This is a genomic window from Hymenobacter citatus, from assembly GCF_014333615.1.
Taxonomy (GTDB): Bacteria; Bacteroidota; Bacteroidia; order Cytophagales; family Hymenobacteraceae; genus Hymenobacter; species Hymenobacter citatus.
In genome coordinates this window covers 40031-61358 of sequence record NZ_JACSCY010000022.1, presented here as the reverse complement: position 1 = coordinate 61358, position 21328 = coordinate 40031, and the positions used below count along the sequence as shown (strand labels likewise).

General features: G+C 55.0%; 21 protein-coding genes. 11 read left to right on the top strand and 10 right to left on the bottom strand.

What is annotated here, in order from left to right:
- Positions 1-140 precede the first annotated feature (140 nt).
- Together aroC and H8B15_RS19465 are read right to left on the bottom strand one after the other, a co-directional pair.
- Complete coding sequence (gene aroC, locus H8B15_RS19470; protein WP_187321324.1) at positions 141-1223, bottom strand: chorismate synthase; 1083 nt, start codon at positions 1221-1223, stop codon at positions 141-143.
- Positions 1224-1343: 120 nt separating this feature from the next.
- Positions 1344-2846 carry a BatD family protein gene (locus H8B15_RS19465; protein ID WP_187321323.1) on the bottom strand — a complete coding sequence of 501 codons (1503 nt, stop codon included), beginning with the start codon at positions 2844-2846 and terminating at the stop codon, positions 1344-1346.
- Positions 2847-3094: 248 nt separating this feature from the next.
- Here H8B15_RS19465 and H8B15_RS19460 point away from each other — a divergent pair, with 248 nt between their 5' ends.
- The 7 genes from H8B15_RS19460 to H8B15_RS19430 all read left to right on the top strand — a co-directional run bounded on the left by H8B15_RS19460 (position 3095) and on the right by H8B15_RS19430 (position 8858).
- Complete coding sequence (locus tag H8B15_RS19460; RefSeq protein WP_187321322.1) at positions 3095-3826, top strand: ferritin-like domain-containing protein; 732 nt, start codon at positions 3095-3097, stop codon at positions 3824-3826.
- A 37-nt stretch (positions 3827-3863) separates the two neighbouring features.
- Complete coding sequence (locus H8B15_RS19455) at positions 3864-4796, top strand: ferritin-like domain-containing protein (protein ID WP_187321321.1); 933 nt, start codon at positions 3864-3866, stop codon at positions 4794-4796.
- A gap of 264 nt (positions 4797-5060) precedes the next feature.
- Positions 5061-5786 carry a ferritin-like domain-containing protein gene (locus H8B15_RS19450; protein ID WP_187321320.1) on the top strand — a complete coding sequence of 242 codons (726 nt, stop codon included), beginning with the start codon at positions 5061-5063 and terminating at the stop codon, positions 5784-5786.
- Between the two features lie 22 nt (positions 5787-5808).
- The gene (locus tag H8B15_RS19445) at positions 5809-6639 is read left to right on the top strand and encodes a ferritin-like domain-containing protein (protein WP_187321319.1); all 831 of its coding nucleotides are present in this window, start codon (positions 5809-5811) and stop codon (positions 6637-6639) included.
- Between the two features lie 164 nt (positions 6640-6803).
- Positions 6804-7547 (top strand): ferritin-like domain-containing protein, encoded by a 744-nt coding sequence (locus H8B15_RS19440; RefSeq protein ID WP_187321318.1) that lies wholly within the window; start codon positions 6804-6806, stop codon positions 7545-7547.
- A gap of 20 nt (positions 7548-7567) precedes the next feature.
- Positions 7568-8458 carry a ferritin-like domain-containing protein gene (locus tag H8B15_RS19435; protein ID WP_187321317.1) on the top strand — a complete coding sequence of 297 codons (891 nt, stop codon included), beginning with the start codon at positions 7568-7570 and terminating at the stop codon, positions 8456-8458.
- A 208-nt stretch (positions 8459-8666) separates the two neighbouring features.
- The gene (locus H8B15_RS19430; protein ID WP_187321316.1) at positions 8667-8858 is read left to right on the top strand and encodes a hypothetical protein; all 192 of its coding nucleotides are present in this window, start codon (positions 8667-8669) and stop codon (positions 8856-8858) included.
- Here the strand turns inward: H8B15_RS19430 and queG are convergent.
- The 4 genes from queG to H8B15_RS19410 form a co-directional block, all read right to left on the bottom strand.
- A complete protein-coding gene (queG, locus tag H8B15_RS19425; RefSeq protein ID WP_187321315.1) occupies positions 8847-9830 on the bottom strand; it encodes a tRNA epoxyqueuosine(34) reductase QueG in 984 nt (327 codons plus the stop codon). The two genes, H8B15_RS19430 and queG, sit on opposite strands and share 12 nt — an antisense overlap.
- Positions 9831-9908: 78 nt before the next feature.
- Positions 9909-10496, bottom strand: a complete 588-nt coding sequence (locus H8B15_RS19420; protein ID WP_187321314.1) for a hypothetical protein — start codon at positions 10494-10496, stop codon at positions 9909-9911.
- 2 nt (positions 10497-10498) lie between these two features.
- Positions 10499-11545, bottom strand: a complete 1047-nt coding sequence (gene ruvB / locus H8B15_RS19415; RefSeq protein WP_187321313.1) for a Holliday junction branch migration DNA helicase RuvB — start codon at positions 11543-11545, stop codon at positions 10499-10501.
- Positions 11546-11752: 207 nt separating this feature from the next.
- The gene (locus tag H8B15_RS19410) at positions 11753-12163 is read right to left on the bottom strand and encodes a DUF4332 domain-containing protein (RefSeq protein ID WP_185281255.1); all 411 of its coding nucleotides are present in this window, start codon (positions 12161-12163) and stop codon (positions 11753-11755) included.
- Positions 12164-12462: 299 nt separating this feature from the next.
- Here H8B15_RS19410 and H8B15_RS19405 point away from each other — a divergent pair, with 299 nt between their 5' ends.
- Positions 12463-13458 (top strand): hypothetical protein, encoded by a 996-nt coding sequence (locus H8B15_RS19405; protein ID WP_187321312.1) that lies wholly within the window; start codon positions 12463-12465, stop codon positions 13456-13458.
- 105 nt (positions 13459-13563) lie between these two features.
- On the opposite strand, the gene H8B15_RS19400 is transcribed toward H8B15_RS19405, so the two are convergent.
- Together H8B15_RS19400 and H8B15_RS19395 are read right to left on the bottom strand one after the other, a co-directional pair.
- The gene (locus H8B15_RS19400; RefSeq protein ID WP_187321311.1) at positions 13564-14595 is read right to left on the bottom strand and encodes a UbiA family prenyltransferase; all 1032 of its coding nucleotides are present in this window, start codon (positions 14593-14595) and stop codon (positions 13564-13566) included.
- 4 nt (positions 14596-14599) lie between these two features.
- Positions 14600-15259, bottom strand: coding sequence for an HAD-IA family hydrolase (locus tag H8B15_RS19395; RefSeq protein ID WP_187321310.1), 660 nt, complete (start codon positions 15257-15259; stop codon positions 14600-14602).
- A gap of 332 nt (positions 15260-15591) precedes the next feature.
- Between H8B15_RS19395 and H8B15_RS19390 the strand changes: the two genes are divergently transcribed.
- On the top strand, positions 15592-17280 hold the full coding sequence (locus H8B15_RS19390; RefSeq protein WP_187321309.1) for a glycosyltransferase family 39 protein: 1689 nt from the start codon (positions 15592-15594) through the stop codon (positions 17278-17280).
- The gene (locus tag H8B15_RS19385) at positions 17264-17725 is read left to right on the top strand and encodes a DUF4268 domain-containing protein (RefSeq protein ID WP_187321308.1); all 462 of its coding nucleotides are present in this window, start codon (positions 17264-17266) and stop codon (positions 17723-17725) included. Before H8B15_RS19390 ends, H8B15_RS19385 begins: the two co-directional genes overlap by 17 nt.
- A gap of 5 nt (positions 17726-17730) precedes the next feature.
- On the opposite strand, the gene H8B15_RS19380 is transcribed toward H8B15_RS19385, so the two are convergent.
- Entirely contained in the window at positions 17731-18096 is a 366-nt protein-coding gene (locus H8B15_RS19380; protein ID WP_187321307.1) for an HIRAN domain-containing protein, read from the bottom strand.
- A 74-nt stretch (positions 18097-18170) separates the two neighbouring features.
- Positions 18171-19403: an acyl-CoA dehydrogenase family protein gene (locus H8B15_RS19375; protein WP_187321306.1), complete on the bottom strand. Its 1233-nt coding sequence runs from the start codon at positions 19401-19403 to the stop codon at positions 18171-18173.
- Between the two features lie 155 nt (positions 19404-19558).
- Between H8B15_RS19375 and H8B15_RS19370 the strand changes: the two genes are divergently transcribed.
- Positions 19559-21295, top strand: coding sequence for an APC family permease (locus H8B15_RS19370; RefSeq protein WP_187321305.1), 1737 nt, complete (start codon positions 19559-19561; stop codon positions 21293-21295).
- Positions 21296-21328 lie beyond the last annotated feature (33 nt).

Genomic DNA, 21328 nt, shown 5'->3' with positions numbered 1-21328 from the left:
GCGAAGGACCTTCTCACGCGTGAACGAGTCGTTGTTACGTCTGTCGTTCACGCGTGAGAAGGTCCTTCGCTGCGCTCAGGATGACACACTTCCTACCCTCACACCCTCACACCCTCCTACCCCCATACCCTCACACCCTCCTACCCTACCTTATTCGCCCGCGCCCGTAAAATCATATCGGCTAGCACGAGGCTCGTCATGGCGTCTACGATGGGCACGGCGCGGGGTAGTACGCAGGGGTCGTGGCGGCCTTTGCCGGCCAGGCTGATCTCCTCGCCTTGGTCGTTGATGGTTTGCTGCGGTTGCAGAATGGTAGCGACAGGCTTGAAGGCCACCCGGAAATAAATATCCTGCCCGTTGCTGATACCGCCTTGGATGCCGCCCGAATGGTTGGTGCGGGTGCGTACCTCGCCGGCTTCGTTGGTGTAAAACTGGTCGTTGTGCTCTGAGCCGAATAGCAGCGTGCCGGCAAAGCCCGAGCCGTACTCAAAGCCTTTCACGGCATTGATGCTCAGCATAGCCTTGCCCAACTCGGCGTGCAGCTTATCAAACACCGGCTCGCCCAGGCCCGTGGGCACATGGCGCACTACCCCCGTCACGATGCCGCCTACCGTGTCGTGCCGGTCGCGGGTCTGACGAATGAGGGCAGCCATACGCTCGGCCGTTTCGGGGTGCGGGCAGCGTACGGGGTTGGAGTCAGTCAGGCTTAGGTCCAGCTCTTCGTAGCCCACCGGCACGGCCACGGCCCCTACCTGCGACACATAGCTAGCCACCTCAATACCATAGTGCGCCAGCAGTTTTTGAGCCACTACCCCGGCCGCCACGCGGGCAGCGGTTTCGCGGGCCGAGCTGCGGCCACCGCCCCGATAGTCGCGCCGGCCGTATTTCTGATCGTAGGTATAATCGGCGTGGGAAGGGCGGTAGGCGTGCTCGATGTGGGAGTAGTCGTGGCTGGCCTGGTCTTGGTTGCGGATGAGCAGGCCGATGGGCGTGCCCGTCGTCATACCGCCGAACAGGCCCGAAAGCACCTCTACCTGGTCGGCCTCTTTGCGCGGGGTCGTCAGGTCCGACTGGCCGGGCCGGCGCCGGTCCAGCGCCGCCTGAATTTCCGCTACATCCACTGCCAAACCGGCCGGGCAGCCGTCGATGGTAACGCCAATGCCCACGCCGTGCGATTCGCCGAAAGTGGTGATGCGGAAGAGGGTGCCGAAAGAATTAGCCATAGGGTAGCAATGAGCAGTAAGCAGGTAAGAAATGGGCAATACGCAACTCTGTTGACCGTAAAGGTCAGCAAAAGCCCTCATTGGCGCACGCAATTACCTCTTATTCCTGTTCTGCTACCCTCAGCGGCTTCCCCGCCACCAGCCGTAGCCCGCCAAGCCTATCAAGAGCACGAGCACTATATTAGTGTAGCGGCGCACATCGCGATACGCATTCAAGGGCTGCAAGGTGTTGTCAGCGGCTTGTAGCGCCTCGGTATAGAAAGGGTCGTCGGGGCGGGGACGAAATGCGGCTTTTTGCGGCGCATCCTGCACGGATACAACCAGTTGCGGACGCAGCGTGTCGTAGCGAGCCGTAGCCAGATTGAAGTAGACCAGCGTGAGCAGACTATCGAGCGGCAGCGGCCCCGGCTGGCGGGGCACCAGCCGATACGTGAATCGCTTGCGCCCACCTACCCGCCCACTCTGGCGCGTCAGGTCTTGCCGGATATCCGGCCCGTAGAGCTCTACCCCAGGCTGAGGCCGCAGCGTAGGCGCCGAAAGCGTGGCCAGATTTCCCTCTCCCTCAACTGAGAACGTATACGTAAAAGCCTGCCCTACCTGAAACGCTGTGCGGTCGATGGCCTCGCGCAGTTGGTAGCGCCCCACGGCTACCTGGTCGCGTAGGGGGTGGGGCGGCAGGGGCTTTACCGCTATAGTTAGCGGGTCGGTGAAGTAGGTTTTGTAGCCTTCCAGGCGGTCGGTAGGATCGGCAGTGGGGTCTTTTGCTACTTTGTATTTCACCATTTGCAGCGAAATAATCGGAAAACGCAGCGCCTCAGCCGTCAGCGGATACAGCTCCGTTTCGTAGAGGCGGTAACGCAGGTAGCTCTTGCCGCCTACCGTGATGGTTTCGGGGGTTATTTCCTGATCCTCGAAGTGCTCTTCCCAGGCCGTGCGCTGCTGCAGCTGCTGTATGATACCCGGCAGCTGACCGGCAAAGTTGTAGAAGTCTAGCAGGCCCTGGTCGGTGGGCGTGAGGTAGAAATACATGTTCACGTGCACTCCTTCGCCTACATACACACTGCTTTTATCGGCTACTAACGCCAGAAATGCATGGTCTTTCGGCTCCACGTACGCATCGGGCTTGGGCTTGCCGAACAGCTCATCCAAAAGGCCAATGCCTTGTAGAGGCTGGTTATTAGAGCTGGGGTTGGTGCCGGCGGCAGGTGGGGTAGCCTGTGCCTGCTGTGGTCCTACTTGCAGGGTAGCACCCGGCGAGCGAATGGGGTTGCCGTTCACGGTAATGGTAAACGGCGGTAACTCAAACTCCCCTTCCTGGTAGGCGGCATAGCGCTGGGTAATAGTCAGCTCAATCGAGCTTTGGCCGCCTACCGTGCGCGTGGTGGTCGTGTTTAGCTTACCGCTTTTCTTGAAGCCCTCGATATCCGGGAAGGCAGAATACCGATCAAGCGACGCCCCACGCAAGGTGAAGCTGATGGTAAAGTACTCGTTGATCGGAAACTCTGTGCGGCCTAGCACCACTACCGCTTGGCCGGCATCGCTAGCAGGCGGAACAGCTTGCGCACGGCTTGTTTCTGCGAGCAGCAACAGCAAAAAGCAGAGAATAGCTTGGAGTCGTATCACACGCAAATTTAGGCAAAACTGACAGCCCACTGTCAAATAGGTATTTATACGCAGTTCATCACATGAAAATGCTCTTCCTACTGTTTTTATATCAGGGTTTTTACTGATAAGCTCATCACTACTGTTTCAGACACTAACCTGAAGATTTGGGCACTTTTAATCATGCCTGTAAAAGTCCCGTAAAAACGGCAGAATTCAGTTAGTGGAGAATTCCATTTGCATTAGGCCTCACCCAAACTTCCTTTTTCATGTCCAACATCATCAAACCCGACGACAACACTCTGTCCAAACCACTATACGCCCCTATTAAGCGTCGCTCTTTTTTCATATATGCTGGTGCTACGGCCGGCGTAACGGCCCTAGCCCTGGCCGGCTGCAGCGACGACAGCGACGATAACTCCTCTTTTATTGATGTGGGGGCAAATGACGTGGGTGTACTGAATTATGCCTATGCGCTAGAGCAACTAGAAGCCGCTTTCTACGCGCAAGTAATAGCCGGTGGTTACTATCTGAATACTGCAAGTGCCGCTGAAAAGCAAGTCTTTCAGGATCTAGCCTTACACGAAAAAATTCACGTTGATTTTTTCCGTCAGGCCATTTCCGCGGCAAATGCTACACCACTTAAAAACCTGACGCCCGATTTCTCTGCTATCAACTTTGGCGAGCGTACCAGTGTATTGAACGCTGCAAAGGCATTTGAGGACCTGGGTGTTGCCGCTTATAACGGTGCTGGACAGTATATTCAGGATGCATCCTACCTCACTATTGCCGGTAAGATTGTATCGGTAGAAGCGCGCCACGCCGCGTTGATTCGCGACCTGATTACGTTCAATTCTTTTGTGGGAGACGATGTAGTTGACTTTAGCACAACAGGAGCTAGTGCTCGGCAAGAAAAGTCTAAGTCACCTTCGCAGGTACTTGAGACAGCCAACATGTATCTAGCCGACGGCTCTAAGCTAAGTGCTAATAGCTTGCGTTAATTCTCTTCCCTACCCTTTCACACGTTGTCTTTCCACCATGGATTTATTTAAGATTATCTCCGACATTGAAAAAGTAGACCCAGAAGTTTACGACCGTTTCGACACCCGTCGGCGCGTATTCAAGCACATTTCGGGTATGGGCAAAGCCGTAACGGCAGCCACCCTACCCGGCTTGCTGGGCACTATGTTCAATAAGGCCTACGGCCAGAGCAGTAACCTATCTACTGAGATTGTGCAAACGCTGAATCTGGCATTGCAGCTGGAGTACCTGGAATACCACTATTACGATACCGGTTTAAAAACCAGTGGTTTGATTCCGAGCGCTGATATCCCTGCTATAACTATCATCCGGGACGATGAGCTGGGCCACATCAATGCCCTGCGAGCCGTGTTGGGTAGCCAGGCGTTCAGCCCCAACGACCCCACCCGCGCGGCGTTTGATTACACGGCAGGTGGCAAGCTTCCTGATCCGTTTGCCAACTCGGCCAATTTCTATGGCACCGGCCAAGCCTTTGTAGACACAGGTGTACGTGCCTACAAGGGTGGTGCTCCTAGCTTGATGAGCAATAAGGCTATTCTTACGGCCGCTCTCAACATCCACTCCGTGGAGGCTCGCCACTCCTCGCACCTGCGCCTGTTGCGCCGCGGTGGCGTATCAGCTACCGCCGACGTCACTAACCTGAATGCTAAGCCCAAAAGCTGGATTTCGGGCACCGACAACGGTGGGCCAGTGCCAGCCGTGACAGCACCCGTGTACGGCGCCGGCTCCGATGCGAATCATCCCGCTGAAAGCAACGTAACGCAGGCAAACATCAACGTGCAGACGAGTTCTACGGCCCCCACTGGCCTTACCATCACGGCCGCCGCAGCTTCCGAAGCATTTGATGAGCCCTTGGATGCCGCCGCAGTAAAAGCCATTGCCCGCAACTTCCGCTCGGCAGTTGGCGCTACCGCTGGATTGTTCAACTAGACGATTGCGTAACCACCTAACAGGCAACAAAAAAGCCGCTCTAAGAGCAGCTTTTTTGTTGCCTGTTTTATTCAGCCTACCATCTGATTACAGAAAGCTGAACGAAAAAAAATACTACTACCCAATCCATTCTGCTTACTCAGCCGTAAATCACATCAAACAACAAGCTTCTAGGATATTTAATACTTGAGTAAAGGCAGAAAGTAGCTGTCGTGGCTCTGTTATTGCCCTAGTTCCCCTGTTTCACCCAAACTTCCTTTTTTTATGTCCAACATCATCAAACCAGGCGAAGACGAAGCGGGCTTCACCAAGCCGCTGTACGCTCCCATTAAGCGCCGCTCTTTCTTTATGTATGCTGGGGCTACGGCCGGCGTAACAGCCCTGGCCCTGGCCGGCTGCAACGACGACAGCGACAATAACTCACCCTCTACCCCTGGCATGGTAGACCTGGGTTCGGGTGACGTGGGTGTACTGAACTACGCATATGCTTTAGAGCAACTGGAAGCGGCTTTCTATGCACAAGTGATTGCCACTCCGTATGCTAACATGACGGCCGATGAGAAAACCTATCTGACAGCTATTGCGAAGCACGAAGCCATTCACCGTGATTTCTTCAAGAAAGCTATTGACACGGCTGCCGCTGGCAAAACCATTCCGGGCCTGACGCCAGACTTTTCCAAGATCAACTTCACGGACCGCAACTCGGTACTGACAACGGCTCGGACGTTCGAAGACCTTGGTGTATCAGCCTACAACGGCGCTGGTAAGCTTATCAAGGATACTAACTACCTGCTCATTGCCGGCAAGATTGTATCGGTAGAAGCGCGCCACGCAGCCTACATCCGCGATTTGATTAGCAATGGTTCTTTCGCAGCCGATGATATCGTAGATGCAAACGGCTTGGACAAGGCAAACGATGTGGCTACTGTCCTGACGGCTGCCCAGCCGTTCATCAAGGAAACCATCAGCGGTGCCAACGTAGGTAAATAATTCACAGATAGCAGACTTCATCATGAACTTGTTTAATATCATTTCAGAAATCGAGAAGGCTGATCCAGAAATCCTGGACAAGCTCAACTCACGTCGCGATGTTTTCGCTGCACTTGGCAACATGAGCAAAAAAGCTGCTTTGGCGGCTGCTCCTATCGCGCTGGGCTCTGTGTTCAACAAAGCAGTAGGTCAGCAGACGCTGAACAGCGCAAATGCTGTATTGAACTACGCTTTGCTGTTGGAATACCTGGAGGAAGACTTTTACAAGCAAGCCTTGGCCAAAACCGGCCTGATTCCAAGCGGGGCAGCTACTGCAGCCATTCAGCAGATCATGAAGCACGAAACGGCGCACGTAAATCTATTGAAAGGTGCTCTGTCTTCGAACGCCAACCCGAAGCCCAAGAGCTTCGATTTCGGCCCGGCATTCGATAACTACGCCAATTTCCTGGCATATGCTCAGTCGTTGGAAGATGGCGGCGTACGTGCCTACAAAGGTCAGGCAGGCGTGATTAAAAGCGCAGGAAATCCCAACGACGTCCTAACCGTTGCCCTACAAATTCACTCGGTAGAAGCCCGTCACGCGGCGCACATCCGCTCGATGCGCAAAGCCAACGGCACTGCCAACAACGCCCCTTGGATTACCAATGCTGAAGCGAATAACGCTGTGGCAGCCATTTATGGCCCAGGTAATCCTACTACTACCTTCCCATCCGAAGAAAACTTTATGCAGGCTGGCATAGACCTCACTAGCCTCGACTCAAGCTACACAAGAGCGTTGGCCAGTGAGGCCTTCGATGAAGCACTGGATGACACCTCTGTACGCACAGTAGTAGGGCCTTTCATCAAGAACTAGGCTCGCTATACACTAGCAATTCAGCAAAAGGGTACGCCGCGTGGTGTACCCTTTTGTGCTTTTCGTGGGTTCCATCCGCTATTCAGCCGGAACTAAGTAACTTTACCAGCGCCTATATCAGATTTATAGTAAATCTGCGTTGAAAGCCTGTTTCGCCTTTGTGTATGTCCGATAAGCTTACTCCTTTTTTCACATCTACTCCCCTGCCACGTCGTACGTTTTTGCGGGCGGCAGGTGCAACAGTTGCTACCTCTACGCTGGTACTAGCGGGTTGCAGTGATGATGATGGTGAAAATACACCTACTACGCCCTCTACCCCACTGCTGTCGTATACCAATGGCGTCCAGGGCATCACCGCCAACAACGTCGTATTCAACTATTTATATAGCCTACACCAACTAACGCTGGCCTTCTACCAAGCAGTGGTAGCGGCTTTCCCCACAGGGATGACTACTGCGGAGCAGGCGGGCTTCACCGATCTGCGCGACCACGAGTTGATTTATACAGAGTCGTACAAATACCTGCTGGGCGCCAATGCCATTGCCCCGCTGACCTTCACGTTTGCTACCCTTACCCTTACTACTCGCGCTGGTGTAGTGGCTGCGGCTAAAAAGTTTGAAGACCTGACGGTGGCGGCCTACAATGATGTGGTAATGCGCTTCAGCACCGACAGCACCGGCAAAGACTACCTGCTGTTTGCTGGTAAGATTGCTTCCGTGAAGGCGCGTCATGCGGCCTACGTGCGCGACCTGGAGGTAGCCGGCTCTTTTGCTGGTACCGATGTAGTGACCAGCACCGGCGACCTGGCCGGACTTGGTGCTGTACTGACGCCGTCGGCGGTGATTACGGAGCTAGCCCCCTACTTCACGGTAACCGTTGTGACTTCTAATACTGCTGCTTTAGCCTAGCTTCGCTTGCCTTCTCGCGTATGAATATTTTGAAACTCCTGGTCAATCTGACCGAAGCCGACCCGGAACTGCTTGCCCGGTTGGGCTCGCGCCGCGAGGCGCTTACCCGCCTGGGTTCCCTCACTGGCAAGGCTGCCGTGGCTACCGCGCCCTTGGTGCTGGGCTCGGCGCTGCGCCAAGCCTACGGGCGTGGAGCACAAACCATCACCGACTCACTTTCGCTGGCGCTTACCCTGGAGCTGCTCGAAAACAACTTTTATTCGCGGGCGCTAGGTTTAGTGCCCAATACGCCCGCCGTACCCGCTGGGTTTATTCCTTCCGATCTGCGGCCGGGCATTGTGACGGTGCAGCAGCATGAGCAGCAGCACGTTGCCTTTCTCACGCGGGTACTCCAGGCATCCGGCGCTGATATACCCACCAATCTTAACTTCGATTTTACCGGTAGCAAAAACGGCACGCAAAGCGCACCGTTTGCCGACGTATTCAGCAATTTCGACACCTTTTTGCAGGTAGCCCAACTGCTGGAAGACACGGGGGTGCGGGCCTACAAGGGCCAGCTTGCCACCGTGCAGAGCGACCGGGTGTTTCTGACAGCTGCTGCTCGTATTCACTCGGTGGAGGCTCGGCATGCGGCCCACATCCGTACCTTGCGCCGCAACCGCAATGCTACCGTGAAACCGTGGATCAGCCCCACGGACCAGTCCATTACAACAGCGGGCCTGACCGATGCCGTGTATGCGGGCGAAGAAAACACCACGCAACGCGTAGCCGGACAAACCATTCCCTTCGACCTACTACCTATTGATGCAGCTGGCGTAGGCCAGACGGCCTTGCAAAAAGTGCAGGCCGCTTTCGATGAGCCCATGACAGCTACTACTGCCAGCAATTTGGCAGGCCTGTTTATATACTAGAATATAGAAAAAGCACGTTTTTCTAAGGTAAAGCCACAAAAAAAGGACGCTTTATGCGTCCTTTTTTTGTGGCTTTAAAATTTAATTTCCGGATTGTCTGATGGTTAGCAATTAGCCTTTCGTAAAGTACCACTATAGCTAACGCTTGTTCGTATAACGGTTCGCTCTCCCCACCCAATACTCCACCCGCTATTGAAAACCACCCACCATGCTAGAGTACACCAAAACCATCCTATCTAAGGTTAGTTTCGACAAGTTTTTATTTGAGAAGGAGCTGCGCAAGGCACTCCGCACGATACTACCCGAAGAAGTAGCCCAGTTCAAGGAATGGTGCTACGCCCAGTTTGCCAAAGTCTACCGCGCCATCCTAAACCGCGTCTTTGGCCAATTAGCCATCTGATTCTGCCGCCCTACCCGCCGATGCTTCCGCATCGGCGGTTTGCGTTACAAACAGGATGTTGCGCTGCAAGCCCGCATACCCCGTGCGCTTCACCGCCGACTGCCGAAACAATTCTGAGAACAGCTCGTGCGTGATTTCCTGCCAGTCGGTGGCGCGGAGGTGCTTGAACTGCGGGTGCGCCTGAAACTGCGGCTCGTTGTGCGCCTGGGCAAAGCGGTTCCAGGGGCACACATCCTGGCAGATGTCGCAACCAAATACCCAGTTGCCAAATTTACCGGCTACTTCCTGCGGTATCTGGTCTTTCAGCTCGATGGTGAAGTAGCTGATGCACTTGCTGCCATCTACCACGTAGGGCTCTGTAATGGCACCCGTGGGGCAGGCATCCACGCATTTGGTGCAGGTGCCACAGTAGTCCTTAATGGGGCCATCGTAGTCCAGCTCCAGGTCTAGAATCAGCTCGGCAATAAAGAAGAAGCTGCCGGTGCCCGGCCGGATCAGGTTTGAGCTTTTCCCTACCCACCCCAGGCCGCTTTTCTTGGCCCACACCTTGTCCATCACCGGCGCCGAATCCACGAACACGCGCCCGCCTACCTCCCCTACCTCCTGCTGAATATCCGCCAGCAGGGTTTTCAGCTTGTCTTTGATGACAAAATGATAGTCGCGACCGTAGGCATACTTGCTGATTTTGAGCGTGTCCGGCTCGTCGGGCTGCTGGTCTTCCTCGGCAGGGTAATAATTCAGCAGCAGCGAAACGACTGATTTGGCGCCCTCCACCAACAGGCGCGGATCGAGGCGCTTGTCGAAGTGATTGGCCATATAGGCCATTTTACCGTGGGCGTTGCGGTTCAGCCAGTTTTCCAGCCGCGGCGCTTCTTCTTCCAGAAACTCCGCCTTCGAAATACCACAATACATAAAGCCCAGCTCAGCGGCGCGGCGCTTAATGAAGGCAGTATAACGGGCGATAGGTAGCATGAGTTTGGGAATGGCTAACTACAAAAATACGGCATTCCTTCCTCTCCTATGCCACAAGTTACTAAGCTGAGCATGCAGCTACTCAAAGTCACTGATATCTGCTTTCATCATATCATCCGTAGTTTCAGTTGGCAGCAGTAAAGGAAGCCCTTCCTGCCGAGCGGCCATCAAGTTTCGTGTGGTACCGGATATGTAGCAACCATCCTGACCATAGAGCCGTGGATTCACCATCCACATTTCACGCTTACTCTTCGCCCTTGCTGGTATTGAGTCCAACGCTGTATAAAATGAATCTGGCAAGTAATCCCCACCAACTTCGGAAGTTACTTCACCAACAATTGTGTCTTGGTAAAAAACCTGCGCAATAACTTGCTGTTTATTTGGGGTCAACGACTCCGTAACGCGGAATTGTTGTTCCGGCAGCAGCTTAGTCAAGAACTCCGACAAGGTCAAAGCCAAATCGCCTTCATCATATAGACACTCTGCATCAAAATAATGAACCCGTAAATCGTATTTCTTGCTTAGCCGCTCTATTCTAGCATCCAATTTTTCTTTATGATCAGACATATTCCCTTTTACTTCTTGGCTCTGGCATGAAAGCAATATGCCCAAGCAAACCGCTAATAATAGCATCTGCTTGAGCATTTTATAGTGAGTTTGATTCACAATCAGGAAAACAACTCCCCCGTGCTGGCGTTGCCGCGCAGGTGCTGGGGCATCGTACGGCCCAGGTGCAGGTAGGCAGCTTCGGTAGCCTCGCGGCCGCGGCTGGTGCGCTTGATGTACCCTTCCTGAATCAGGAACGGCTCGTACACTTCCTCGATGGTTTCGCCTTCTTCGCCGCAGGCCGTAGCGATGGTGCTGATGCCCACGGGGCCACCTTTGAACTTGTCGATGATGGTGCTCAGGATGCGCTTGTCCATATCGTCGAGGCCGCGGGCGTCTACGTCGAGGGCGTTGAGGGCGAATTGGGCAATATCAACAGTGATAGTGCCTGTTCCCTTGATCTGGGCGAAGTCGCGGGTGCGGCGCAGCAGGTTGTTGGCAATGCGGGGCGTACCACGCGAGCGACGCGCAATTTCGTAGGCTGCATCCTCGTAAATGGGTGTGCCCAGAATCTCAGACGAGCGTTGCACAATGCTGGTCAGCAACTTAGCATCGTAGTACTCCAGGCGTGAGTTGATACCGAAACGTGCCCGCAACGGCGACGTGAGCAAGCCCGACCGGGTAGTAGCGCCAATGAGCGTGAAGGGCGACAGCGAAATCTGCACCGAGCGCGCATTCGGACCCGAATCGAGCATGATGTCGATACGGTAATCCTCCATGGCCGAGTAAAGGTATTCTTCTACCACCGGGTTGAGGCGGTGAATCTCGTCGATGAAGAGCACATCGTGCGGGTCGAGGTTGGTGAGCAGGCCGGCCAGGTCGCTGGGCTTGTCGAGCACCGGGCCACTGGTCATTTTGATGCCCGCGCCCAGCTCGTTGGCAATGATGTGCGACAGCGTGGTTTTGCCCAGGCCGGGAGGGCCGTGCAACAGCACATGGTCGAGGGCGTCGCCGCGTCTCTTAGCGGCGGCCACAAAGATTTTCAGGTTCTCGACTACCTTGTCCTGTCCGGCAAAGTCGTCGAAACTAAGCGGGCGTAGGGCCTTATCAATGTCTTTGTCCGTGGCGTCGTAGTGCTCGTCGCCGCCAGTGAGGAAGGGTTCACGCATATGCAAAGGTAAGCGGATTGTGGTTGGCTATAGAACAGCGTCATCCCGCAATTTGTCCCATATTATTAGCATTTTTTCAACCAGTACAGATATTACTAATATAGATAGCCATACCCAAACAAAAAACCGCGCCGACGCTTGTTAAACAAAGCGTCAGCGCGGTTTTCTGCTGGGTGGGATCTAGGGCAGCAGGAGTGCCCGTATTACTTACTGGTACGAGACTTCTGGCTCCAGGCTCTTGGCATGATTCACAATATCAGCCATTTGCAACATATCGGGCACAGCGTTTACTACCTGGTGCTCCTTGTTAAGGGCTACCAGCTTGCTGTGCAGGCTGAAGGGTGAACGGCCCCGCAAATCGAGCATCGTCGTGATGCCGGCTTGCTCCAGAAGCGCCGTCAGGCCAGGCTCCAGCCCATCAATACGCGACAGGTCAGCATAGTTTACCCACTTAAAAATCTTCATTTCCTCGATACCCGTGTTGCGGGCCAGCTCGCGGCGGTCGGCGGGTGTACGGGCCGCACGCAACAGCGCGTCCGATGTCATGATGCCTTCCTGCTCGAGGGTAGCAGCTTGTTTAGCAGAAATACTTTTGATAGAATTGATTTGATAGTGCATGTGTATGAATTAGGTGATTGATTTATTTAAATTGATAATACAAAGATACAAAAAATAATATATAAATGCAATTATTACAACCATAATCATTGATTTATAAATACGATTTATACCCTTCATTTCATTGTAGTATTCTTTATAATAGCACTTTATACACAAAATAAGAACCATAATAATTTTATTAACCATGTTTTTTTATTTAAAATGCGTCACTGCAAATAATATATAAAACAAATAATCACTTTATATAAAATAAATCTACTGAAGCAGTAATTCCCTCTTCTTCGCCACCTTTGCACATGCTTTCCTTTACGCACTCGCCTGACCACTCTTTGCGGCCTTTGCCGCCTACTACCTACACCCAACTGGCACCGGCCTTATCGGCGCTGGGCATGGCTACCCAGCACTTCTTTCAGCTCCCGGCAGCAGCACAGGCGCAGGAAGCTATTACCGCACTCACTCGTCTTGATGCCCCTGCCGTAGCCCAACTAGCGGCACTGGCCTCCACTGCCGAGCTGGAAGAAATGATAGCTACCCGGCCGCTTCGTCTCTACGACTATGTGCTGCTGGGTAGGGCCGCTTTGGGCAGCCCGCTGAGCGCGGCAGTGCGCGCCTACCTACGTCAGCACATGCAGCTTGCCGATGAGGAATTGGAGAATCTTTTCGCGTATTGTCTACAGCTAAGCGCTGAGCTGGAAAATGCATTAGAGCAGTTTCTGGCCGGCCCAAGCGGTGCGGCGGCCCTGGCACCGCTCCGCCGACGCCAGCAGCAGATACAGGCGATTTTGGAGCAGCACGAGGCCAGCTTGCGCCCGGCGTTGCCGCCGGCCGCTACCCTGGGTTTCGATGAGGGGCGTTTGCAGCTGTTGCGCCTGGCGCTGCTGCTCACGCAGGAATTGCGGCATACCACAGCAGCGTCGGCGCACCCCTTTCTAAAAGCCCTACCCTCACTTACTACGTTATCCGACTCGGCCCTAGAGGCCATTACTACACGGCTGAGCGCAGTGGCAGCCGGCGAGCGACTCCCGCTGAGTCTGCCAGAGCTAGTGCTGCTCTACCAGGTGCTGCACGTGTGCGCGCTGGCTTTTGTGTCGGATGTGCTGGGCACGCTGGGCCTGGAGGATGCCCTACCCCTTGCCGACCACCCCGTAGCGGCTACCCCCGGCAGCAGCCGCCAGGCCGTGGCGGCGCTGGCAACGGGTTTTATTGGTTGGGTTGACAGAGAATTTGGCCAGGAGCCCACTGTGCAGCAAGCCCGGCAGGAAATAGCAGCGCTGGCTGAGTTGCTGGAATAAAAAAACCCTGGCAGCCCGTTACAAACAACGGGCCGCCAGGGTTTCCGGAAAATCAACCTATGCAGGCTGCTTGTCTCACAACCTGCTTCTTGTGTTTTTTTAGAGTTAGTTGAGCGAGTATGTTTCCTGCAAAAACAAGTGCAGCCACGGAATATCAACGAACATAAGGGCTGTAAGTAGGAGGCAGAACAGGGCAACGTATAGCATAAACCACTTCCGAGTGTACAGCTTCTCTGAGCCTTGCACCGGTGAGTTTTGTAGCAGCCCAAGGCGGAGGTACCAGGCAAACAGCAAGGCAAAGAACGGGAAGCTAATCAGCAGCTCTACCCGGTTTTTAATCAAAAAAATGCCCAGGAAGAAAGCCGAGGTAAGCGCATAGAAGAACATCGAAATCAGCAGGCTGTGCTCGGTGTAGAACTTAAAGGAGCGGCGGTACAGGCCGGCCAGCTCGGGGTTGTCAATCAGGCGATACTCCGCGAAGCGCTTGGTGGCCATCAGGAAAGCGCCGCCCATCCAATAGGCAATTAGGATGCTGGAGGGGGGTAGGCTCTGGAACAGGTCGGCCCAGTTGATGGTGCCGATGGTGAGAGCCGGCGCCACAATAAACCAGCCCAGCGCAAAGCGAATGGGGTTGTTGATGGATTCGGACAGTACATCCAAGAACACACGCTCCTTGGTGCGGAAGGGGCGCACGTTGTACATCACGCCCATAAACAGCAGAAAAGCTGCTACCAGCAAAAACTGCATGGAAATCTGGTAAGCCAATGTGAGGCCCACAGCCGCCAGCCCAACCCATTCCAGGTACACCAGCTTGGCACTCACCACGCGCACCACCGACGTGCGCTTTTTCTTGAGGGGGTGAAATTTGTCGAATTCGGCGTCCAGGTATTCGTTGATGACGTAGTTGGCCGATGCTATCAGGCAGGTGCTTACGATGCCTAGCACCAGCTTCATCACAAAAAGTGAGTCAAGACCTGGCCGGTAGATGAGCAGGGCAAACAGCACACCCGGCATCATAAAGACATTCTTGGCCCAGTTATCGGGCCGCGCAATGGCGATGTAGTCGCGTAGGCCCGCCGGCTGCAACGTAGTTGTCTCCTGACTATCAGCGTCAGAAAGGATAAACGTGTTTTCCATAAGTCTAGTTGGTGGAAGGAAACAACTGATTTTTCAGGGTGTGATAGAAATCGAATTGGGCAAACGGCTGCTTGTCTACAATGAGGTAGGGCATGTTGGCGCGCTCTGCACACACACCGTCTAATTCCTGCCGGTCGCCGATGAACAGGCATTCTCCTGGTGCTACTCCTAGTTGCTGAACAATGTAGAGCAGGCCTTCCGGGTTTGGCTTCATGCGGTCGATGAAGGGGTCGGTGGAGCTCACGATGATGTCGGCCTGCAAGCCCATTGCCGCCAGCTTGTCGTGCGCGGCGTAATCGGAGTAGATACCTATTTTAATCCCGCGCTGCCGCAGGTCTTCAAAAAACGCCTGTGTGCCCGGATACACGCACTGCGCCAAATACCGATTGGGATTTTGAAATATCCACTGCTCTACCGTACGCTTGACTTTGGGGATGGAATACCCTCCTTTTTCGGCGCACCACGCATACTGGGCGTTTTCCAGATCGGGGCCAATAGCACCAGACCGCTTTTCCCGTTCTGCCCGAAACTTACTCAGAATGAGCAGCTCCTGCGCACGCCAGGGGCGCAGCGCATAGTGGCCTAGCAGCGCATACAGCATCTTGCGGCGCAACCGGGACTGCTCATAGAGAGTCCCGTCGACATCAAAAATAACGGCCTTCACTGTGGATAGTCTAGAGGGTAGAAGTGCAGCCAATGGATATGCTATCTTGTATGAATTGCGGATAATTTACGATTATTGTCATAATACAGTTCTATATAAAAATAGCAACAATTATGCTCGTTTTGTATATTCCGAAGCCCCTGTTGCTGAGCTGAACCAACGAGCATTTGAGCATACATTCTGGTTCTACTACCTGCAAGCAGTCATTCCTTCACCTTATAATAGATAACAACTTACTCCTCCATCTACCTTCTTTATTGTATATAACCCATACAAAATATTACTCGTTTCAAGCAAAAATATTTATACCCGTATCCTTTGAGCATCGCTTCATGGCTATAAGCACTACTCTTTCTTCTACTACCAGCATTTATTCTTCTCGGCAACGACCTACCCAGCGCATACTTAACTGGCAGGTTGTTTTCTGGCTGCTGTTGAGTTGTGGCGTGGCAATCCGGCTGTTTCACTTCTTCGACAACCGCTCCCTATGGATTGATGAAGTGTACGTGGCCAATAGCCTGATTCGGATGAATTTTGGGCAACTGGCGCAACCTGCGCTGGAGTACGAACAGAAGGCGCCTATCCTGTTTCTATGGCTTTGCCGGCTGTCGGTTCTGCTGTTTGGCAAGCAGGAAATGGCCTTGCGGCTGGTCCCGCTGCTATGCTCACTGGGCGCCTTGGCGCTGTTTGTACCAGTCAGCCGCCGGGTATTGTCGCCGCTGGGTGCGGCCGTGGCCATGGGCATGCTGGCGCTGGCGCCCCCGCTGGTGTATCACAGCGTCGAAATCAAGCAGTACAGCGCCGAGCTGCTGGCTACGGTGGTAGCCTTGTATCTCTACCTCCGTTTTCATACGGCGCAGCAATGGCGGCCATTGCTGCTGTGGGCCGTGGGCGGGGCGGCGCTGGTGTGGTTTTCCTACGCCAGCATCTTCGTACTGATGGCCATTGCCGGTGCCCTAAGCCTGTGGCACTTGTGGCGCCGCGACTGGCCGCGCTTCTGGCGGCAGCTGGTGCCGTTTGCGTTCTGGCTGCTCAGCTTTGCGCTCAACTACTTGCTCTTCACGGGCCGGTATACTGAATCGGGCTGGCTGGTGTACTGGTTTGAAACACTGGATGCCTTTATGCCCGTAGCCGCTACGCGAGCCGCCGTACGGTGGCCTTTCTACCAGCTCTACATGGCGTTGGACTACCCTCTTGGCCTGCTGCTGGACCTGCGCATCCTTGGCAGCACGCTGCCGCGCCTCGTGTTGCGCATCGTGCCGCTAGGATGTTTGGCGGTGGGTGCCTTCGTGCTATTTCGGCGGCAGCGGCAGCTGTTTTTGGTACTGCTATTTGCTATTCTGCTCACGGTGGTGGCCTCGGCACTGCGCAAGTATCCGGTATATGAGCGCCTAGTTGTGTTTCTGGCGCCGGTGTTCATTCTATTTATTGCCAGTGGCTGCGCGGCTATTGGGAATCGTGTGAGAGCGGGGTGGCAGTGGGTGCTACCCCTGCTGCTGCTGTTGCCGCCGTTGGCTGCCTCGGCCCGTCAGCTAGCCGACCCAGGGTTGTTTGGCGGCTACAAGAAATCGTATTTTCGGGAAGCTTTCCAGTTCATAAACGACCGGTATCAGCCCGGCGACGTGGTATACCTGAACTGGAACCACGTGCCGCCCTACCGCTACTACAAGCTCGCCTACCCTTTGAAATACAACGCCATACTAGGCCACGATTACCGGCCGGCTTCGCACAATATCCCTACCTACATCGATAAAACGGCTGATGAGTTTGCCACTGCCACCCAGGGCCACCGGGGCTGGCTGGTGTACGATGAGTTGTATAAGGGCACTATTGGCGACTACGATGGCAAACCCGCGTGGTACTACCTGGAAAGCGACACCGTACTCTTTCAACGGCTCAACCGCCGTATTATGACGACCACTCACCGGCCGCGACAAGCCTCCTACCGGATGCGCACCACCCACGCAAACCTGTTTGGCCTACCCCGTCGCCGCCCTATCCCGCATGTACAGCAAAACTGAAGTTACGCAGCTCCGACAAGCTTTCTGGACCACCTTTGGGCAATACATGACCCCGGTTCCTTCGGCCGAAGGATTGCCCACCAACTGGATCAATTACAAAACCGGCCTGAAGCACGTCTACTTCCGCATGCACGCCGACGGGCGGCGGGCCAGCATTGGCATTGAGCTGACACACCCGGATGCCGGCATCCGGGAGCTGTTCTACGAGCAGTTCCAGGAGGTGCGCCGGTGGCTGGAGGAAGCTACAGGCGAAGCCTGGATCTGGGAACCCGCCACGCAAGACGCTAATGGCCAGCCCATAGCGCGCATCTATCAGGAGCTGGCGCCCGTCAACCTGTTCAACCGCGACGACTGGCCCCGGCTGATTTCCTTCTTCAAACCGCGCCTAATTGCCTTAGACGAGTTCTGGAGCACTGCGCAATATGCCTTCGACGAGCTGCGCTGAAAGCATTATACCTCCTGAATAGGTAGGACGACTTCCATTTCCAGGTACAGCCACTCGTCTTCCCAGGCTTTGTGGGTAAGACGGCCGGCCAGCGGAAAGTCGGCGTCGAGGAGGCGGGCTACGGTTTCGTTGCGGCCTTCGGGCAGGTAGCCCAGCCACATCGGCTCGGGGCCGGCCGTGTACACGCGCACGGCCCAATCGTCGTAGGAGCTATCGGCTTCGCGCTCCAGCGTGAGGGCCTGGCCTAGCTGTAGCTTCGGCTCATAGGCTTTCAGACCCTCGCGGTGGGAGGTGCCGGCAATCAGGCATTCAAGCAAAACCAAGGGCGAAGCAGAAGGAGCAGGTGCGGCGGCCATAAGAGAGCAGGTCAAATAAATGGATGGGCTAATATAGGCGGATGCTGGGAAGTACAGCCACGCCAACTTCCCCAAACCCGATTCAAGCGTTATTTAAACGCCTGAATCCCCGTAATATCCGCCCCCGTTATCAGCAGGTGAATATCATGCGTACCTTCATAAGTAATCACCGATTCCAGGTTCATCATGTGGCGCATAATGGGGTACTCGCCCGTGATACCCATGCCGCCGTGGATCTGGCGAGCTTCGCGGGCTACCTCCAGGGCCATGTGCACGCTGTTGCGCTTGGCCATGCTGATTTGGGCTGAGGTGGCTTTGCCTTCGTTTTTGAGCACGCCCAGGCGCCAAGCCATGAGCTGGGCTTTGGTAATCTCAGTGAGCATTTCGGCCAGCTTGCGTTGCTGGAGTTGGAAGCCGCCGATGGGCTTACCAAACTGCTCACGCTCCAGCGAGTATTTCAGGGCCGACTCGTAGCAGTCAATAGCCGCGCCAATGGCGCCCCAGGCAATACCGAAACGCGCCGAGTCGAGGCAGGAGAGCGGGCCTTTGAGCCCTTCCACGTTCGGCAGCACGTTTTCTTTGGGAATGCGCACGTTGTCGAACACCAACTCGCCGGTGCAGGAGGCGCGCAGGCTCCATTTGTTGTGGATTTCGGGGGTAGTAAACCCCTCCATGCTACGCTCTACGATGACGCCTTTGATGCGGCCTTCTTCGTTTTTGGCCCACACCACGGCCACTTGGCACTCGGGCGAGTTGGAAATCCAGAGCTTGGCGCCGTTTAGCAGGTAGTAGTCGCCTTTGTCTTCCAGCCGGGTCACCATGCCGCCGGGGTTAGAGCCGTGGTCGGGCTCTGTGAGGCCAAAGCAGCCCAGCCACTCGCCCGAGGCTAGCTTGGGTAGGAACTTCTGCTTCTGTTCCTCCGAGCCGTACTGGTAGATCGGGAACATCACCAACGAGCCCTGCACCGAGGCCGTAGAACGCATACCCGAGTCGCCGCGCTCGATTTCCTGCATAATCAGACCGTAGCTGATGTAGTCGAGGCCACCGCCGCCGTACTCGGTGGGGATAGTGGGCCCAAAGGCGCCTACCTCACCAAACTTGCGCACGATTTCAGAAGGAAAATGCGCCTCCTGCGCCCAGCGCTCGATGTTGGGCGAAATCTCCCGCTTCACAAAGTCGCGGATGGTCTGGCGGATGAGCTTGTGTTCCTCCGTGAGTAAGCCGTCGAGGTCAAAGTAGTCGGTGAAGCCGGCGGCGTTGGTGGAGCCGTGGGCGCGAGTGGCTTTCTGTTGGGACGAGAGGATATCGGCTTGGGAAGACATAGACTAGCGGGGTGGGGTTTGGTTGTCAAATATAAGCAATTGAAAAGGGGCAGATTGTTCCCCCAACCCAGACAAACCGCCACCATCCGTCGAGCTTTTCCTACCTTTTCTCCGCCTACCCCCGTACACCTTCTATCCCTCCTACGCTATACCTGATGAGCCACGAGAAAAAACTAAACGAACTGGAAGCCACCGCTATCTGTGGCAACGACATCTCTTCTTCTTGCCTCTACGTGTCGGCGTTGGCCATTGCCTACGCGGGCCAATACGCCTGGGTGGCTCTACTGATGGTAGGCGGGGTGCTGTTCTTGTTCCGGCGGATTTACGGCGAAGTGGTGGGGGCCCTACCCCTCAATGGGGGTGCCTACAACGTGTTGCTGAATACCACCAGCAAACGCAACGCGGCCGTGGCGGCCTGCCTCACTATCCTGTCTTATATGGCTACGGCCGTTATTTCGGCCTCCGAGGCTATGCACTACTTGCACACGCTGTGGCATGGCTTGCCCATTATTACGGCTACAGTGCTACTACTGGGCTTCTTTCTGCTGCTCACCATTCTGGGCATTTCGGAGTCGGCGGTGGTGGCCGTGGGTATTTTTGTGCTGCACTTGTTTTCGCTCACGCTGCTGGTAGGCGTCACGGGGTGGTATTTGTTTCAGAACGGGCTGGATACGCTGATTGCCAACTGGCACATGCCGTTGCAGGGTAGTCTTTCGTCGGCGCTTTTCCTGGGCTTTAGCGCAGCGATGCTAGGCATTTCAGGCTTCGAAAGCTCGGCTAACTTCGTGGAAGAACAGGCCGAGGGCGTGTTTCAGAAAACGCTGCGCAATATGTGGGTGGTCGTCACGGTATTTAACCCACTGCTGGCGTTGCTGGCGGTAGCCGCGCTGCCGCTGGGCGACGTAGGCGAGCACACCGAAACTCTACTCTCCTACCTGGGCACTACCACCGGCGGCCCCTGGCTGGCCACCCTTATTTCGGTGGATGCTGTGGCGGTGCTCAGTGGGGCCGTGCTCACCTCGTTTGTGGGCGTGAGCGGCCTGATGAAGCGCATGGCCCTAGACCGTATCCTCCCCCAGTTTTTTCTAAAAGAGAACAAGCGCCAAAGCAACTACATCATCCTCATCACCTTCTTCCTGCTCTGTATATCGGTGCTGCTGATTACGAACGGGGAGCTGGGGCCGCTGGCGGGCGTGTATACCATTTCGTTTCTGTCGGTAATGGCCTTTTTCGCGTTGGGCAACTTCCTGCTCAAGCGCAAGCGGCCCAACCTGCCCCGACCGGTATATGCGGGTGTGGTGACTGTAGCGCTGGCACTGGTGGGCGTCATCACGGCGCTGTACGGCAACATCCGCATCCGACCTGATTATCTGGTGGTGTTCCTGCAATACTTCGTGCCGGCCATGCTGGTGGTAGCGGCCATGCTGAACCGCACGGCCATTTTGAACCTGATTCTAGCCGCAGCGGAGTCGTTTGCTAAACACTCGCCGCGGGTGTCGCGCCTCACGCAGGTTACCATTAAGCGGCAGCTACATGAGCTGAACCGGCAGGAATTCGTGTTCTTCACGAAGGGTGATAATGTATCGAACCTTAATAAAGTAATGGCCTATGTGTCCGAAAATGAGTTTACGAATCGCCTTAAAATTGTAACGCTACTACGTGAAGGCGAAGCATTTTCCGAGGATTTGCTTCGCGATATTAAGGTGCTGGACCGCGCCTACGAGGAAATTGTCATCGACTTTGTGCCGCTGAAAGGTCAGTTCGGCCCGGCCCTCATCGACCAACTCTCCCACGAGTGGAACATCCCCAAAAACTTCATGTTCATCGGCTCGCCGGGGGATAGGTTCCCCTATCAGATTTCCGAGCTGGGTGGCGTGCGCTTGATTATCTGAACCACGGATTCGCTCGGATTTTTCGGATTACAC